Origin of the sequence: Cognatiluteimonas sedimenti (assembly GCF_022808325.1) — a bacterium.
Taxonomy (GTDB): Bacteria; Pseudomonadota; Gammaproteobacteria; order Xanthomonadales; family Xanthomonadaceae; genus Cognatiluteimonas; species Cognatiluteimonas sedimenti.
In genome coordinates this window covers 237,304-252,861 of record NZ_JALGCL010000001.1, presented here as the reverse complement: position 1 = coordinate 252,861, position 15,558 = coordinate 237,304, and the positions used below count along the sequence as shown (strand labels likewise).

The following is a 15,558-nucleotide window of genomic DNA, read 5'->3' as shown; positions in this document are numbered from 1 at the left end:
GTGGCGCTCGGTAGCGTCGCGGGTCAGCCATCCAGTTCCGCCCAGCGCGCATAGGCCGCGTCCAGTTCGGCCTGCAGGTCGGCGATGGCGGCATTGTGGGCCAGGATCGCGGCGCTTTCGCGCTGGTAGAACGCGGGGTCGTTCATCTGGCCTGCCATGTCCGCCAGGCGGGCCTCCAGGGCCTCGATCCGCGCCGGAAGCTGTTCCAGTTCGCGCGCGTCCTTGTAGCCGAGCTTGCGCTTTGCCGGTGCAGCCGCAGGTTCCGGCTTCGCTGCCAGCGGAGCCTTCGGTGCGGCGGCGGCGGCGGCGGCCGGGTGCGGCCGTTGCCGCAGCCAGTCGCTGTAGCCGCCGACGTATTCGCCGACCGTGCCATCGCCTTCCATCACCAGGGTGGACGTCACCACGTTGTCAAGGAAATCGCGGTCGTGGCTGACCAGCAGCAGGGTGCCCGGGTAATCGGCCAGCAGTTCCTCCAGCAGCTCCAGCGTTTCCACGTCGAGGTCGTTGGTCGGCTCGTCCATCACCAGCAGGTTGGATGGCTGCGCGAACAGTCGCGCCAGCAGCAGCCGGTTGCGCTCGCCACCCGAGAGCCGCGTGATCGGCGCGCGCGCGCGCTCGGGCGTGAACAGGAAGTCCTGCAGGTAACCGACGACGTGCTTCTGGCGGCCATTGATGGTGACGGATTCGCGGCCTTCGGCGACATTCTCGATCGCGTTCCAGTCCTCGCGCAGGGTCGCGCGGTACTGGTCGAAATACGCCGCCTGCAGGTTGCTGCCGAGCTTCACTTCGCCTGATGTGGGCGCCATTTCGCCCAGCAGCAGCTTGAGCAGCGTGGTCTTGCCGCTGCCGTTGGCGCCCACCAGGCCGATGCGGTCGCCGCGCAGGATGGTGGTGGAGAAATCGCGGATCACCGGTACGGTCCCGTAGCCGAAGGATACGTTCTTCGCTTCGATGACCTTCTTTCCCGATGCTTCGCCCTGCGCCACTTCCATGCGCACGTTGCCGGCCAGCTCGCGGCGCTGGCCGCGCTCGTTGCGCATCGCTTCCAGTCGCCGCACGCGGCCTTCGTCGCGGGTGCGTCGCGCCTTGATGCCCTGCCGGATCCAGGCTTCCTCCTGCGCCAGGACCTTGTCGAAGCGCGCGTTCTCCTGCGCCTGCGCGTTGAGCCGCTCCTCGCGGCGACGCTCGTAGTTGGCCCAGTCGCCCGGCCAGCTGCTGACCTGGCCGCGGTCGATCTCGACGATGCGGGTGGCCAGCGCGCGCAGGAAGCGGCGGTCGTGGGTGACGAACACCAGTGCGCCCGCCCAGCCCTTGAGGAAGCCTTCGAGCCAGTCGATCGCGGCGATGTCGAGGTGGTTGGTGGGCTCGTCGAGCAGCAATAGGTCCGGCGCCGATACCAACGCGCGCGCCAGCAATACGCGGCGCTTGAGGCCGCCGGAGAGGCCGGAAAACGTTGCGTCGCCGTCCAGGCCCAGGCGGGTCAGGGTTTCGGTGACGCGCTGCTCCAGCGACCAGCCGTGGCCGGCCTCGATCCTGGCCTGCACTTTCGCCAGCGCGGCAACGTCGACCTGGTCGGCGTGGCTGAGGTGGTGGAACTCGGCCAGCCAGGTCCCGAGTTCGCCCAGGCCACCGGCGACCACGTCGAATACGTCGCCCTGCGCGCCGGCCGGGACTTCCTGCTCCAGCCGCGCGATGCGGATGCCGCCTTCGACCCGGACCTCGCCATCGTCGGGTTTCAGTTCCCCGGCCAGCAGCTTGAGCAAGGTCGACTTGCCCGCACCGTTGCGGCCGATCAGGGCGATGCGCTCGCCGGGCTCGATTGCCAGGGTGACGCCTTCCAGCAACAACGGGCCGCCGACGCTGTAGTCGACGTCTTGCAGGGTGATCAGGGGCATGCGCCATTGTAGACGGCCCACGCGCCAACCCCTTGCCTGCGGCCACGCGCGGCGCATAATCCGGGACGGGCCAGGATGCATCACCCGGCAACCCGCCACCCAGACAGGAGACCGCCATGAGCAAGGGCATGGACCAGAAGAAGACCGAGAAGAAGAAACCGGAAAAGACGCTGAAGGAAAAACGCGCAGCGAAGAAGGAAAAGAAAGCCGGCAAATGAGCCGGCTTTTTTTTGCGGGGGCCGCGTCAGTAGCGCGAGCGGACGTCGACCTCGACCCGGATGTACTCCGCCAGCCAGGCGTTGCCCCACGGTCGCGCCTGGATGCTGACCACATCGCCCGGGTCGAGCTGTTCCGGGCGTAGCCACTGGCCGCGGTACTCGACCCGGGTGTTGCGGTCGTAGCGCACCTGCTCGCGGCCGCCGCTGTAGCCGCCGCGGGTGATCACGATGGTCTGCGCGCGCGGATCGACGAAGCTGACCGCCCCGCGCAAATCGCCCCCGTAGTAGCTGCCGCCATGGGCGTTGCGCACGTCCTGCACCAGCTCGATCCGGCGCGCCCACAGGCGCCCGCCCGATTGCACCGCGTCGACGCTGACGCGGTCGCCACGCTCCAGGCCGGCTACCGATTGCAGGCGGCCCTGGTAAACCAGCTGGGTGTTGCGGTCGAAGTACAGCTCGACCCGCGACTGCCCCCCGTAGTAGCCGCGGTTGTCGACGCTGACCAGCAGGCGCCCGTAGTTCGCGTCCACGCCCTGAACCGTCGCCAGCAGGCGCTGGCTGCCGTAACCGCCCGGGTACGCGCCTCCGCCCGGATAGGTGCTGCCACCGGGATAGCTTCCGTAACCGGTGGCGCAACCGCCAAGCAGCAGCGCCGCCAGCAATGCCAGCGCAATGTGCCAGCGCCGGGCGTGGCCGGCTTGGGGTCGATCCGAATGCGTGTGCATGGCGATACCTCCTGGACGGGCAGGATCGCGCGCGAATCGTGAATGCGCGGTTATCGCCGCCGACGCCGCGGGCGTCGATTCAGGAACTGCAGGACAGCATCGAGCAACCCGGCCGGTCGCGGGCCCACTCCGGCCGTCGCGCCGCGAATGCCTCGCGACCGGGCTGCTCGTCATAGGGATGGCGCATCACCTCGAGCAATTCCGCGATGCCGGCATGGTCGCCGGTCTCCGCGCGATCGATGGCCTGTTGCGCCAGGTAGTTGCGCAGCACGTATTTCGGGTTGGCGGCCTGCATCCGTGCGCGCCGCGCCGCCGTATCGAGCGGGTCGTCCCCCAGGCGCACGCAATAGCGCGACAGCCACGCGTCGAAGGCCGGCCGTGCCGCCGCGCGCTTGCCGTCGTCGTAGAACGCCCCGGCGAAATGCGCCAGGCTCGGCGCCAACGGATCGACGTCGGCCAGCGCACGGAAGAACAGGGTCATGTCCACTTCGGCCGATTGCAGCAGGCCGTGCAGCTCACGCATCAGTCCGACGTCGTCTTCGCGGCATTCCGCCAGCCCGAGCTTGCGCGCGATGTTGTCGTGATCGGCGGCGGCGTACGCCGCGGCGTAGCGATCCAGCCCGCCCTGCAACGCCGCGGCATCGGGGAACAGCGGCGACAGCGCCTGCGCCAGCCGCGACAGGTTCCAGTGCGCGATCCTGGGCTGCCAGCCGAAACGGTAGCGGCGGCCGCCGGCGTCGGTGGTGTTGGGGGTCCAGTCCGGGTCGTAGTCGTCGATCCAGCCGTAGGGGCCGTAATCGATGGTCAGGCCGAGGATCGACATGTTGTCGGTGTTCATCACCCCGTGCACGAAGCCGACCCGCATCCACTGCGCCACGGTCACCGCCGTGCGCTCGCAGACCTCGCCGAACCAGTCCGCGTACAGGGCCTCGCCCTTGCCGCGCAGGTGCGGGAAGTCGCGCCCGATGCAGAAATCGACCAGCCGGCGCAGCAGCTCGATGTCGCCGCGCGAGTACGGCAGCTCGAAGTTGCCGAAGCGGATGAACGAAGGCGCCACGCGGCACACGATCGCGCCGGGTTCGGGGCGCGGGTGGCCGTCGTAGAACATGTCGCGCACCACCGCCTCGCCGGTGCCGATCAGGCTCAGCGCGCGCGTGGTCGGCACCCCGAGGTGGTGCATCGCCTCGCTGCAAAGGAATTCGCGGATCGAGGAACGCAGCACCGCGCGGCCGTCGGCGCTGCGCGAGTATGGCGTCGCCCCGGCGCCCTTCAGCTGCAGTTCCCAGCGCTCGCCGGCGGCGTTGACGCTTTCCCCCAGCGTGATCGCGCGGCCGTCGCCGAGCTGCCCGGCCCAGTGCCCGAACTGGTGGCCGCCGTAATTGGCGGCGAACGGCTGCATCCCCGGCAGCAGCACGTTGCCGGCGAAGACCCGGGCGAACCCCGCGGACGCAACCGCTTCCTCGCTCAACCCAAGCCGCGCCGCCATCTCGCGCGAATGCGCCAGCAGCCGCGGCGCGGCGACCGGGGTCGGCGCGACGGCCGACCACAATGCGCCCTCGACCTGGCGCAGGCGCGGCCCGCTTTCCGGATCGCCGGGCAGTTCGCGCACGAAGGCGTTGTCGAAGCGCAGCGGTTCGGCGCTGCGCAGGCTGGCGGCATCCATGCAGCCATTGAAGCACCTTGCGCGGACGCCGGGCGCGACAAGCTGCGATCATGGCGGCATGACCGAACCCACTCCCGACTCCGCCGCCCTGGAGGCCAGCGCCGTCGAATTCACCGACCTGGCGCTGGATGCGGCGTTGTTCCAGGGCCTGGACGCCTTCGGCCACGTGCGCATGACGCCGATCCAGGCGCGCAGCCTGCCGGCCCTGCTCGCGGGCTGCGACGTGATCGCGCAGGCGCCGACCGGCAGCGGCAAGACCGCGGCGTTCGGCCTCGGCCTCCTGCACCGGCTCGACGCCTCGCAGACCCGGTTGCAGGCGCTGGTGCTGTGTCCGACCCGCGAGCTCGCCGACCAGGTCGGCAAGCACGTGCGCAGGCTCGCCACCGGCATCGCCAACCTCAAGCTGATGACGCTGACCGGCGGTACCGCGCTGGGGCCGCAACTGGCGTCGCTGGCGCAGCACCCGCCGCACGTCGTCGTCGGCACGCCCGGGCGGGTGCAGGAGCTGCTGCGCAAGCGCGCACTGGACCTGCGCGGGCTGCGCACGCTGGTGCTGGACGAAGCCGACCGCATGCTGGACATGGGCTTCGAGGAGCAGATCCGCGAGATCCTCAAGGCCACGCCGAAGGCGCGCCAGACGCTGCTGTTCTCGGCGACCTGGCCCGACGCGATCCGCGAGCTTGCGCGGAAATCGATGCGCGACCCGCTGGAAGTGTCGGTCGCGGAGGCCGCAGGCCAGGCGCCGATCGAGCAGCATTTCTTCGAGGTCGAGCCGGCGCAGAAGCTGGCCGCGCTGGCCGGCCTGCTGCTCCAGCACAACCCGGAATCGGCGGTGGTGTTCTGCAACATGCGCCGCGACGCCGACGAAGTCGCCGCCTCGCTGGCGCACCTGGGCTTCTCCGCGGCGGCGCTGCACGGCGACATGGAGCAACGCGACCGCGACGAGGTGCTGGTGCGCTTCGGCAACCGCAGTTGCAACGTGCTGGTCGCCAGCGACGTCGCCGCGCGCGGCCTCGACATCCACGACCTTGGTGCGGTGGTCAACTACGAGCTGCCGAGCGACGCGGACAGCTACCTGCACCGCATCGGCCGCACCGGGCGCGCCGGCCGCGCCGGCCTCGCCCTGAGCCTGGTGGCGCCGCGCGAGATGCCGCGCGCCCTGCAACTGGAACAGCAACAGGGCACGACTCTGCGCTGGGGCCGTGCCCCGCTGGCCAACCTGCGCGCCTGCCAGGCCCCGGCGGCGGCGATGGCGACCCTGCGCATCGACGCCGGGCGCAGCGACAAGCTGCGCCCCGGCGACATCGTCGGCGCGTTGACCGGCGAAGCCGGCCTCAAGGCCGACGCGATCGGCAAGATCGACGTCTTCGCCACCCGCAGCTACGTCGCCATCGCCCGTGGCCAGCTCGAGCGGGCGCTGTCGCGGCTGCAGGCGGGCCGGATCAAAGGGCGCAATTTCCGCGTCAGGCGGCTCTGAACAACGGCTTGCGCCTCGCAGGAGGCGCTCCGCGCCGCTTCCGGCGGTGCCGCCGGCCGGCTTGGCCTAGACTGTGGCCATTCCACAGGAGAAATGCCGATGGCAAAGCCCAATTACTCGTTCGAGAAGCGACAACGCGAGATCGCCAAGAAGAAGAAGCAGGACGAAAAACTGGCGAAGAAGCAGGCCGCCAAGGCCGCCGCCAACCCGCCGCCGCCCGGGCAGGACGGGCCTGCCGGCCAACAGGGCGAGTGATCCCGTCCCGCGACGCGGATACCTTCGCCGCCCCGGCGGACGCCGCGCCCGCACCGGCGCCCCCGCGGATCTGGGTCGATGCCGACGCCTGCCCCGGCGTCATCAAGGACATCCTGTTCCGCGCCGCCGAGCGCGCACGGGTCGAAGTCACCCTCGTCGCCAACCAATGGCTGCGCACGCCGCCGTCGCGGTTCATCCGCGCGCTGCAGGTACCCGGAGGGCTGGACGTGGCCGACGGCGCCATCGTCGAGCGCGTCAGCCCCGGCGACCTGGTCGTCACCCAGGACATCCCGCTGGCGGCGCTGGTGCTGGCCAAGGGCGGCATTGCCCTGGATCCACGCGGCGAGCTCCATACCGCCGACAACATGGCCGAGCGCCTGTCGATGCGCAATTTCATGGACGAACTGCGCGGCACCGGGGTGCAGACTGGCGGCCCGGCGGCGTTCCATGCCCGCGACCGCCAGGCCTTCGCCAACCAGTTGGACCGCTGGCTGGCCAGGCGCGCCTCCGGCACGTGAGCGGTTGCTCCAGCCCCGCCGCGTAAACTGTGCGCTTGTGCCCGGCCCCACCGGCGCCGCGAGATCGCCATGAGCGCCGAGACAGCCCCCGCCACCACCATCCGGTTCACCGATCTCGGCCTGCCCGAGCAGCTGCTGCGCGCACTGGCCGATGTCGGATACGAATCGCCCTCGCCGATCCAGGCCGCGACCATCCCGCCGCTGCTGGCCGGCCGCGACGTGCTCGGCCAGGCCCAGACCGGCACTGGCAAGACCGCCGCCTTCGCGCTGCCGATCCTTGCACGCATCGATCCGGCCCAATCGACGCCGCAGGCGCTGGTGCTGGCGCCGACCCGGGAGCTGGCGATCCAGGTCGCGGAGGCGTTCCAGAAGTACGCCAGCCACCTGCCCGGGTTCCACGTGCTGCCGATCTACGGCGGCCAGAGCTACTACCCGCAGCTGCAGGCGCTCAAGCGCGGCGTGCAGGTCGTGGTTGGCACCCCCGGCCGGGTGATCGACCACCTCGAGCGCGGCTCGCTGGACCTGTCGCAGCTGCGCTGCCTGGTCCTGGACGAAGCCGACGAAATGCTGCGCATGGGCTTCATCGACGACGTCGAGACGGTGCTGAAGAAGGTGCCGGAGCAGCGCCAGGTCGCCCTGTTCTCCGCGACCATGCCGGCGCAGATCAAGCGCATCGCCCAGACCTACCTGAAGGACCCGGTCGAGATCGCGATCAGGTCGGCGACCAGCACCGCGACCAACATCCGCCAGCGCTACTGGATGGTCAGCGGCGTCAACAAGCTCGATGCGCTGACCCGGATCCTGGAAGCCGAATCCTTCGACGGCATGCTGATCTTCGCCCGCACCAAGCTCGGCACCCAGGAGCTGGCCGAGAAGCTCGCCGCTCGCGGCCTCTCGGCCGCGGCGATCCACGGCGACGTCGAGCAGAAGCAGCGCGAGAAGATGGTGCAGTCGCTCAAGGACGGCCGCATCGACATCCTGGTCGCCACCGACGTCGCCGCGCGCGGGCTGGACGTGGAACGCATCAGCCACGTGCTGAACTACGACATCCCCTACGACACCGAGAGCTACGTCCACCGCATCGGCCGCACCGGCCGCGCCGGGCGCAGTGGCGAGGCGATCCTGTTCGTGGCGCCGCGCGAGCGCGGCATGCTCGGCGCGATCGAGCGCGCGACCCGGCAGAAGCTCGAGCCGATGCAACTGCCCAGCGTCGAGGCGGTGAACGAGCAACGCGTGGCCAAGTTCCTCGGCAAGATCGGCGCGGCGCTGGAAAGCGCCGACCTGTCCATGTTCCGCGAACTGGTCGAACGCTACGAGCGTGAACACAATGTGCCCGCGGTGGAGATAGCGGCGGCGCTCGCGCAGCTGGTGCAGGGCAAGACCCCGCTGCTGCTGCAGGCGCCGCCGGAACGTCCCCGTTTCGAACGCCCCGGAGGCACCACGCAAGTTCGTTCGCGCGACCAGCGCCCCGCCGCACCGGCCCGTCCCTCGCGCCACGGCGAACGCCCGTTCACGCCACCCCAAAGCGGCCATGCCACGCAGGCCAATGCCGGCGAGGCACTGTTCGGCGACGACCGGCCGGCGGCGCGCCCGCGGCGCGAGGCCCCGGAAGTCGGCATGGAGACCTTCCGCATCGAAGTCGGCCACAACCACGGGGTGCAGCCCGGCAACATCGTCGGCGCAATCGCGAACGAGGCCGACCTGGAAAGCAGGTACATCGGCCGCATCGACATCCGCGACGACTACAGCCTGGTGGACCTGCCCGAGGGCATGCCGCGCGAGCTGATGGAACACCTGAAGAAGGTCCGCGTCGGTGGGCAGATGCTGCGCATCCAGCGAGCCGGTCCCGGCGATGGCGACGGCGGCCCGGCACGCGGCCAGCGCCCCCACCCGGGGGCGCGCGGACCCCGCCCGCCCGGCAAGCCGCACGCCGGCGGCCCGCGCAAGCCCGGCGGATTCGCCAGGCGCGACAAGCCGCGCGGCTGACATGGCGCTCAAGGCCACCGTGTTCCGGGCCGAGTTGCAGGTCAGCGACATGGACCGCAACTATTACGCCACCCATGCGCTCACCCTGGCGCGGCATCCGTCGGAGACCGACGATCGCCTGATGGTGAGGCTGCTGGCGTTCGCGCTGCATGCGGACGAACGCCTGGAGTTCGGCCGCGGCCTCTCCAGCGTCGACGAACCCGACCTGTGGCTGAAATCCCGCACCGGCGAGATCGAACTTTGGATCGACCTGGGCCAGCCCGACGCTGCGCGCATCCGCAAGGCCTGCGGCCGCGCGCAACAGGTCGTGGTCCTCAACTACCACGGCCGCAGTGCCGACATCTGGTGGGAGAAGGTCGCCGGCCCGCTGGCGCGCTGCGACAACCTGACCGTGATCGACCTCGCCGCCGATACCGTGGCGGCGCTGGCCGCGCTCGCCGACCGCGGCATGCGCCTGCAATGCATGATCCAGGACGGCCAGGCCGAAATCTACGGCGAAGGCGGCAGCATCACCGTCGGGCAGGCGCTGCGCATGGCCCCCGCCGCACGGGCCTGAACGCGTGGGCGGCACGTTCGACGCGCTGGTCATCGGTGGCGGCGCGGCCGGGCTGATGTGCGCGCTCACCGCCGGCCAGCGCGGCAAGCGGGTGCTGGTGGTCGAACACGCCAACCGCGTCGGCAAGAAGATCCTCATGTCCGGCGGCGGGCGCTGCAACTTCACCAACCTCGGCGCGGCGCCGGCCAACTACCTGTCCGCCAACCCGCACTTCTGCAAGTCGGCGCTGGCGCGCTACACGCCGCGGGATTTCATCGAACTGGTGGAGCGCCACGGCATCGCGTACCACGAGAAGGAGCCTGGACAGCTGTTCTGCGACGTCTCGTCGAAGCTGATCGTGAAGATGCTCCTCGACGAGTGCGCGACGGCCGGCGTGCGCATCGAAACCTCATGCAGCATCGAGCGCGTCGGCCACGGCGACGCCGGTTTCCACCTGCGCACGGCGCGCGGCACGTACTCCGCGCCGGCGCTGGTGGTGGCCTGCGGCGGGCTGTCGATCCCGAGCATGGGCGCCAGCGGTTTCGGCTACGCGCTGGCGCAGCAGTTCGGGCACGCGGTGCTGCCCACGCGCGCGGGCCTGGTGCCGCTGACGCTCACCGGCAAGCACCAGGAACGGCTCGCGGACCTCAGCGGCGTCGCGTTCCCGGTGACGGCGCGCTGCAACGGCGCGCAATTCAGCAACTTCATGCTGCTCACCCATCGCGGCGTCAGCGGGCCCGCCATCCTGCAGGTTTCCTCGTACTGGCAGCCCGGCGACGACCTGCGGCTGGACCTGCTGCCCGGGCAGGACGCACTGGCGAGCCTGCAGCGGCTGCGGGCCGCGCGCCCGGCGGCGGAGCTCAGGACGGTGCTCGGCGAACTGCTGCCCAGGCGCTTCGCGCAGCGCCTGTGCGAAGCATGGCTGCACGCCCTGCACCCGGCGCGGCCGATGCGCCAGTTCAACGACCCGCAGCTGCGCGAAGTCGCCGCGCTGCTCGGCGACTGGCCGCTGGTCGCCAGCGGCACCGAGGGCTACCGCACGGCCGAGGTCACGCTCGGCGGGGTCGACACCGACGGGCTGTCGTCGTCGACGATGCAGTCGCGGCACATCCCGGGCCTGTACTTCATCGGCGAGGTCGTGGATGTCACCGGCTGGCTCGGCGGCTACAACTTCCAGTGGGCATGGGCTTCCGGGCATGCCGCCGGCATGGCGCTGTAACCCGCGCATTGCCTCGCGTGCATCCGCAGGAGCGCCTTGCAGGCGCGAGCTCTTCGCCAGATGTGCCGCAGGACCGGGGAACAGCTCGCGCCTGCAAGCGCTCCTGCCTACCCGCCCGTTGGCAGGAACACGATCATGGCGACACGGGGCCCGGGGGCTAACCGTCCTTGTGGCCATCCGGCTTCACGGGCGCCAGCCGCAGGTCCTGGAAGTCGAAGCTGAAGTCGGTCAGTTCCGAGGCGGGCACCATCCGCGCCTCGCGGATGCCGCCGTCGGGGTCGAGCGAGAACGTCAGGAACGCGTCCGCATTGAGCCAGCGCTGGTCCCAGCGGACCAGGAAGGTGTCGTGCTGCCAGTGCGAAAGGGTGCCGACCAGCTCGGCGGTATGCGCGAAGCGGATGCGCAACCTGTCGCCCTGCCGCGTGACCGCCACGTCGCCGTACCACGGGTCCCGATAGCTGCCGGCGTACGCCGACAGCGGCAGCGACGGCTTCGAGTTCGCATCGCGCGCCTTGAGGTGCTTCTGCCAGCTTTCGTCGGCCTTGCCTTCCTGCCTGGCGCGCGCCTTTGCGTAGGCATCGGTCCAGTCGTACGCCGGCAATCCGAGCATCGCGTCCAGCGCGCGCATCGTCACCGCGTTGAAGGCGGCGCCGGATTCGGCGTTGGTCAGCACGACCACGCCGACCTGCTGGTCGGGCAGCATCGTCACCCGCGAGACCATGCCCGGCCAACCGCCGGTGTGCCAGACCAGCTTGCGGCCACGGTAATCGCCGAGGAACCAGCCCTCGCCGTAGCCCATGAAGTTGGGCACGGCCGGCGCCAGTTCCGGGACCGACGGCTTGGCGACCGGGATCGGGGTCAGCATCGACCACATCTCGCGCTGGCGCTTCTCGGTGAACAGGCGCCGGGCGTTGTCGCCCTCGCCCGCGTACACGCCGCCGGCCAGCTGCGCGCGCACCCACTTCGACAGGTCGTGGGCGCTGGAATAGATGCCACCGGCGCCGCCGACGTTGGCCCATGTCATGCGCGGCGCCGGCACCAGGTCCTTGAAGTCGGCCTTGGCGTAGCCCATGGCCACGTTGTCCATGCCCTGCAGGTGGTCGCTGTTATAGCGGGTCTCGTCCATGCCCAGCGGCGCGAAGATGCGCTGCTGCAGGAATCGGTCGTACGGCATGCCCCCCGCGGCTTCGACCACCAGCTGCGCGACGCCGAACAGGATGTTGTCGTAGGCGTACTGGCCGCGGAACTGGCCGGTGATCGGCACGTCCTTCAACCGCCTGGCGACCTCGGCGTTGTCGTAGTCGGTGGTCGGCCAGTACAGCAGGTCGCCGGCGCCCAGGCTGAGGCCGCTGCGGTGGGCGAGCAGGTCGCGGACGCGCATTTCCTGGGTGATGTACGGATCGGACATGCGGAACCACGGCAGGTGCTCGATCACGCGGTCGTCCATCTCCAGCTTGCCGTCCTCGGCCAGCATCTGCAGCGAGGCGGCGGTGAAGGCCTTGGTGTTGGAGGCGATCGCGAACAGCGTGTGCGCATCGACCGGCGCGTTGGCTTCGCGGTCGCGCAAGCCGTAGCCGCGCTCCAGCACCACCTTTCCGTCCTTGACGATCGCCACGGCGATGCCGGGAACGTCGAACGTCTTGCGCACGTTCTCGACGTAGGCGTCGAAGTCCTGCAGTTGCGCCGGCAATGCCACGGCATCGGCCCCTGCCGAAGGGGCGGCTTGCGCCTGCGGTTGCGCCGCGAACGCGAATCCGGCGCAAAGCGCCACGCCGAGGCCCGCCAGGACCACTCGCACCCGCTTCCAGTCCAGCCGCAGTCCGTCCGCTCGCATCGGTGTCGCTCCCCGGAATCGATTCCCGACTATCGAAGATAACGCATCCACCGCGCAGGCCCGAAAGTCAGGGGCGGCATAATGGCGGCCACGACGCCCGCCGATGACCAGCGCTTGCCCGCCATGCCCGCAGCAGACGACGCGATTCCCGGCCTGGTGGTCATCGGCGGCGGCCCGGCCGGGCTGATGGCGGCCGAATGCGCACGCGCCGCGGGGCTGGCCGTGGACCTGTTCGAGGCCAAGGGCTCGATCGGGCGCAAGTTCCTGATCGCCGGCAAGGGCGGGCTCAACCTCACCCATTCCGAAGCACGGCCGGCGTTCGATGCTCGCTATCGCCAACGCGCCCCGTGGGTTGGCCGCTGGCTCGACGACTTCGACGCCGACGCCCTGCGCGACTGGGCACGCGTCCATGGCGTCGAGACCTACGTCGGCAGTTCCGGGCGCGTGTTCCCGCGGGACCGCAAGGCCGCGCCGCTGCTGCGCGGCTGGGTGCGACGGCTGCGCGAGGATGGGGTGCGCTTCCATGCCCAGCATCGCTGGCTCGGCTGGGATGCCGACGGCGCATTGCGTTTCGCGAGCGGCGACGGCGAGCGCCGCATCCATGCCGGCGCGACCGTGCTGGCGCTGGGAGGCGGCAGCTGGCCGCAACTGGGCTCCGACGGTGCCTGGCAGGAGGTGTTGCGCGGGCGCGGCGTCGACGTCGCGCCACTGCAACCGGCCAACTGCGGCTTCGACATCGGCTGGAGCGATCATTTCGCGTCCCGCCATGCAGGCGCCCCGCTCAAGCCGGTGGTCGCGCACTGGCGCGACGACGACGGCGAACACGCGCTGCAGGGCGAATGCGTCGCCACCGCCACCGGCATCGAAGGCAGCCTGGTGTATGCGCTGTCGGCGACATTGCGCGAAACCATCGCGCGCGACGGCGTGGCCATGCTCGAACTCGACCTCGTCCCGGGCCGCGACCTCGCGCGGCTGCAACGCGACCTTGCCAGGCCGCGCAATGGACGCAGCCTGGCCGAGCACCTGCGCCGCAATGCCGGGATCTCCGGCGCCAAGGCCGCGCTGTTGCAAGAAGTGCTCGACAGGGCGCGCCTGGGCGACAGCGAGCTGCTGGCGCGCACGCTCAAGCGCCTGCCGCTGCGCCTGCTGCGCGCGCGCCCGCTGGCCGAGGCGATCAGCAGCGCCGGCGGCGTGCGCCTGGAGGCACTGGACGATGCGCTGATGATCCGGGCGCTGCCCGGCGTCTTCTGCGCCGGCGAAATGCTCGACTGGGAAGCGCCGACCGGCGGCTACCTGCTCACCGCGTGCTTCGCCAGCGGCCGTCGCTCAGGGCTCAGTGCAGTGGACTGGTTGCGCACGCAACCGGCCATGCCCGCGCCCGCGAGCCGGCTGCCCGGTCAGAACGGCAACGACAGCCCCAGCAACGGCGCCGCGAACAGGTAGGCGCCAACCAGCACCAGGATCCACATCAGCAGCTTCAGGACCGTGCCGGCAACCTTCAGCGCCAGGTACAGCCCGACCAGCATCATGGCGATGCCCAACCAGTGCATGCGCGTGCCTCCGGAGGGTGTTGGCGTAGCTTATGCCAAGGCCACCAGGGCCATCGTCACGGCCGCGCCGATCCTTCAGGCATCGAACACGAGGCTGCAGCAGGTCACCGCGCCTTCGGCCTTCTGCAGCTCGGACACGTCGACGCAGGTGACTGCGACCCCGGCCTCCTGCAGCCGCTGCCGCGTGCGCGGGAAGCAATCCGGATACACCACGCCGGAGCCGATGCGCAGCGCGTTGGCGGCGTGCTCCTCGGCCGGATCGACCTCGACCACGCGGTAGCCGGCGAAGACTCCCGGATCGACCCAGGCCGGCTGCACCAGCAGGGTGTCGTCGGCCACCAGCGTCGCCGCCGATTTCAGGTGCAGGCATCCTCGGGTCGGCACCCCGTGCACGCGATAGCCATGGCCGTCCAGCAATGCGCGCAGTTGCGCGATGCCCTGGGCGTTGCTGCGCGCGGATTCGCCGACGAAGATGTCGCGGCCGATGCGCAGCACGTCGCCGCCGTCGAGCGTGCCGGGCGCGAGGATCCGCAGCAGCGGGCGGTAGCCGGCCAGCACCTGCGCGACCGATTCCACTTCTCCCCGCCGCGCTTCGGCGCCGGGCCGCGTCGCCACCGCGACCTCGTCCAGCACCAGCGCCACGTCCTCGACGAAAACCGCATCGGGCAACGTCTCCTGCGCGGGCAGCGCGACCACCCGACAACCCAGCGCCGACAACGCCTGTCGATAACCCTCGTGCTGGGCGATCGCGCGCCCGACATCGATCGTGCTGCGCTGGACGAACGACAAGACGCAATCGCCGAGGCTCGCGCTCACCTCGCGGGTGATGGCGACCAGCGTCATCTCAACCGGCCTCGGGCTTGCGCGCCGACGCCACCGGCACTTGCCAGGCGGCATAGCACGGCGGTGTCTCGATCGCGGCGATCATGCGCTCGAAATCGGCGCGCACCGCCGCGGCATCGCGTCCGCTTGCTGCCGACAGCGGTTCGACGTAACCGTCGCGCCAGGCCTTGAGGATGCCGGCGAAGGTGGCCCGCGGCACCCGCAGCGTATCGACCGTCAGGTAGTCCATGGCAATGTCGGCGTAGCCCGCCTGCGCCAGCAGCGCCGGCGTGTGCCGGCCGATGCGGCCGTCGCAACCGATGCCCTGCAGGAAGCCGAGCACGTCGCCGGTCCAGAAGCGGTCCGGGTCGAACGCCTGCGGATCCGGCGCCGGGAAATGCAGCATCGCGTAATCCTCCGACAGCAGGTGCAGCCAGCCCCCGGGCTTCAGCACGCGGGTGATCTCGGCCAGCACCAGCGGGAAGTCCGGCACCGCCTGCGACATGTGCCTGCAGGCGACCAGGTCGAATTCGCCATCGCCGCATTCCAGCGCGAAGGCGTCGCCCTGCGCGTAGCGGACGCGGCCCGCCAACGCTTCGCTGTCGCGGCGCGCGCGCGCGAGGTTGCCCTCGAGGATGTCGACGCCGAGCAACATCGCCCGCGGATAGCGTTGCGCCAGCCGCCGTGTGATCTCGCCGGTGCCGCAGCCCAGGTCGAGGATGCGCGGCGCCCCTGGCAAGGCATAGCGATCGAACAGGCGCTGCTCCTGTGGCCAGATTGCCTGCGCCTGGTGCGCGAGGTTGCGGGCCATGGACTCGTCGCCCATCTGCTCGGCCTGCGGGTTGCGGTCGTGCGCCATGC

The 15,558-nt window shown here is 70.5% G+C and carries 14 protein-coding genes; 7 read left to right on the top strand and 7 right to left on the bottom strand.

Annotated features, from left to right (window positions below; translation table 11 throughout):
- Nucleotides 1-23: 23 nt before the first annotated feature.
- The 3 genes from MQC88_RS01215 to MQC88_RS01205 form a co-directional block, all read right to left on the bottom strand.
- A complete protein-coding gene (locus tag MQC88_RS01215) occupies nt 24-1,895 on the bottom strand; it encodes an ATP-binding cassette domain-containing protein (RefSeq protein ID WP_243318475.1) in 1,872 nt (623 codons plus the stop codon).
- A 244-nt stretch (nt 1,896-2,139) separates the two neighbouring features.
- Complete coding sequence (locus tag MQC88_RS01210) at nt 2,140-2,838, bottom strand: DUF5666 domain-containing protein (RefSeq protein WP_243318473.1); 699 nt, start codon at nt 2,836-2,838, stop codon at nt 2,140-2,142.
- A gap of 79 nt (nt 2,839-2,917) precedes the next feature.
- On the bottom strand, nt 2,918-4,501 hold the full coding sequence (locus MQC88_RS01205) for a protein adenylyltransferase SelO (RefSeq protein ID WP_243318470.1): 1,584 nt from the start codon (nt 4,499-4,501) through the stop codon (nt 2,918-2,920).
- 58 nt (nt 4,502-4,559) lie between these two features.
- Here MQC88_RS01205 and dbpA point away from each other — a divergent pair, with 58 nt between their 5' ends.
- The 6 genes from dbpA (at nt 4,560) to MQC88_RS01175 (ending at nt 10,491) form a co-directional block, all read left to right on the top strand.
- Entirely contained in the window at nt 4,560-5,978 is a 1,419-nt protein-coding gene (gene dbpA, locus MQC88_RS01200; protein ID WP_243318468.1) for an ATP-dependent RNA helicase DbpA, read from the top strand.
- A gap of 99 nt (nt 5,979-6,077) precedes the next feature.
- Nucleotides 6,078-6,233: a hypothetical protein gene (locus MQC88_RS01195; RefSeq protein ID WP_243318465.1), complete on the top strand. Its 156-nt coding sequence runs from the start codon at nt 6,078-6,080 to the stop codon at nt 6,231-6,233.
- A 68-nt stretch (nt 6,234-6,301) separates the two neighbouring features.
- On the top strand, nt 6,302-6,751 hold the full coding sequence (locus tag MQC88_RS01190; protein ID WP_243320190.1) for a YaiI/YqxD family protein: 450 nt from the start codon (nt 6,302-6,304) through the stop codon (nt 6,749-6,751).
- Nucleotides 6,752-6,820: 69 nt separating this feature from the next.
- Complete coding sequence (locus tag MQC88_RS01185; protein ID WP_243318463.1) at nt 6,821-8,737, top strand: DEAD/DEAH box helicase; 1,917 nt, start codon at nt 6,821-6,823, stop codon at nt 8,735-8,737.
- Nucleotide 8,738: 1 nt separating this feature from the next.
- Nucleotides 8,739-9,293: a YaeQ family protein gene (locus MQC88_RS01180; RefSeq protein WP_243318461.1), complete on the top strand. Its 555-nt coding sequence runs from the start codon at nt 8,739-8,741 to the stop codon at nt 9,291-9,293.
- A gap of 55 nt (nt 9,294-9,348) precedes the next feature.
- On the top strand, nt 9,349-10,491 hold the full coding sequence (locus tag MQC88_RS01175; protein ID WP_243320187.1) for a BaiN/RdsA family NAD(P)/FAD-dependent oxidoreductase: 1,143 nt from the start codon (nt 9,349-9,351) through the stop codon (nt 10,489-10,491).
- Nucleotides 10,492-10,648: 157 nt separating this feature from the next.
- Here MQC88_RS01175 and MQC88_RS01170 read toward each other — a convergent pair whose 3' ends face one another.
- Nucleotides 10,649-12,325, bottom strand: a complete 1,677-nt coding sequence (locus tag MQC88_RS01170; RefSeq protein WP_243318459.1) for a serine hydrolase — start codon at nt 12,323-12,325, stop codon at nt 10,649-10,651.
- A gap of 123 nt (nt 12,326-12,448) precedes the next feature.
- On the opposite strand from MQC88_RS01170, the gene MQC88_RS01165 reads away from it, so the two are divergent.
- Entirely contained in the window at nt 12,449-13,768 is a 1,320-nt protein-coding gene (locus MQC88_RS01165) for a TIGR03862 family flavoprotein (RefSeq protein ID WP_243318457.1), read from the top strand.
- Here the strand turns inward: MQC88_RS01165 and MQC88_RS01160 are convergent.
- From MQC88_RS01160 to MQC88_RS01150, 3 genes are all read right to left on the bottom strand, one after another.
- A complete protein-coding gene (locus tag MQC88_RS01160; protein ID WP_243318456.1) occupies nt 13,723-13,875 on the bottom strand; it encodes a hypothetical protein in 153 nt (50 codons plus the stop codon). The genes MQC88_RS01165 and MQC88_RS01160 overlap by 46 nt on opposite strands.
- A gap of 75 nt (nt 13,876-13,950) precedes the next feature.
- A complete protein-coding gene (locus MQC88_RS01155; protein ID WP_243318454.1) occupies nt 13,951-14,718 on the bottom strand; it encodes a dimethylarginine dimethylaminohydrolase family protein in 768 nt (255 codons plus the stop codon).
- A 1-nt stretch (nt 14,719) separates the two neighbouring features.
- Nucleotides 14,720-15,556, bottom strand: coding sequence for a class I SAM-dependent methyltransferase (locus tag MQC88_RS01150; protein WP_243318451.1), 837 nt, complete (start codon nt 15,554-15,556; stop codon nt 14,720-14,722).
- Between the last annotated feature and the right edge of the window lie 2 nt (nt 15,557-15,558).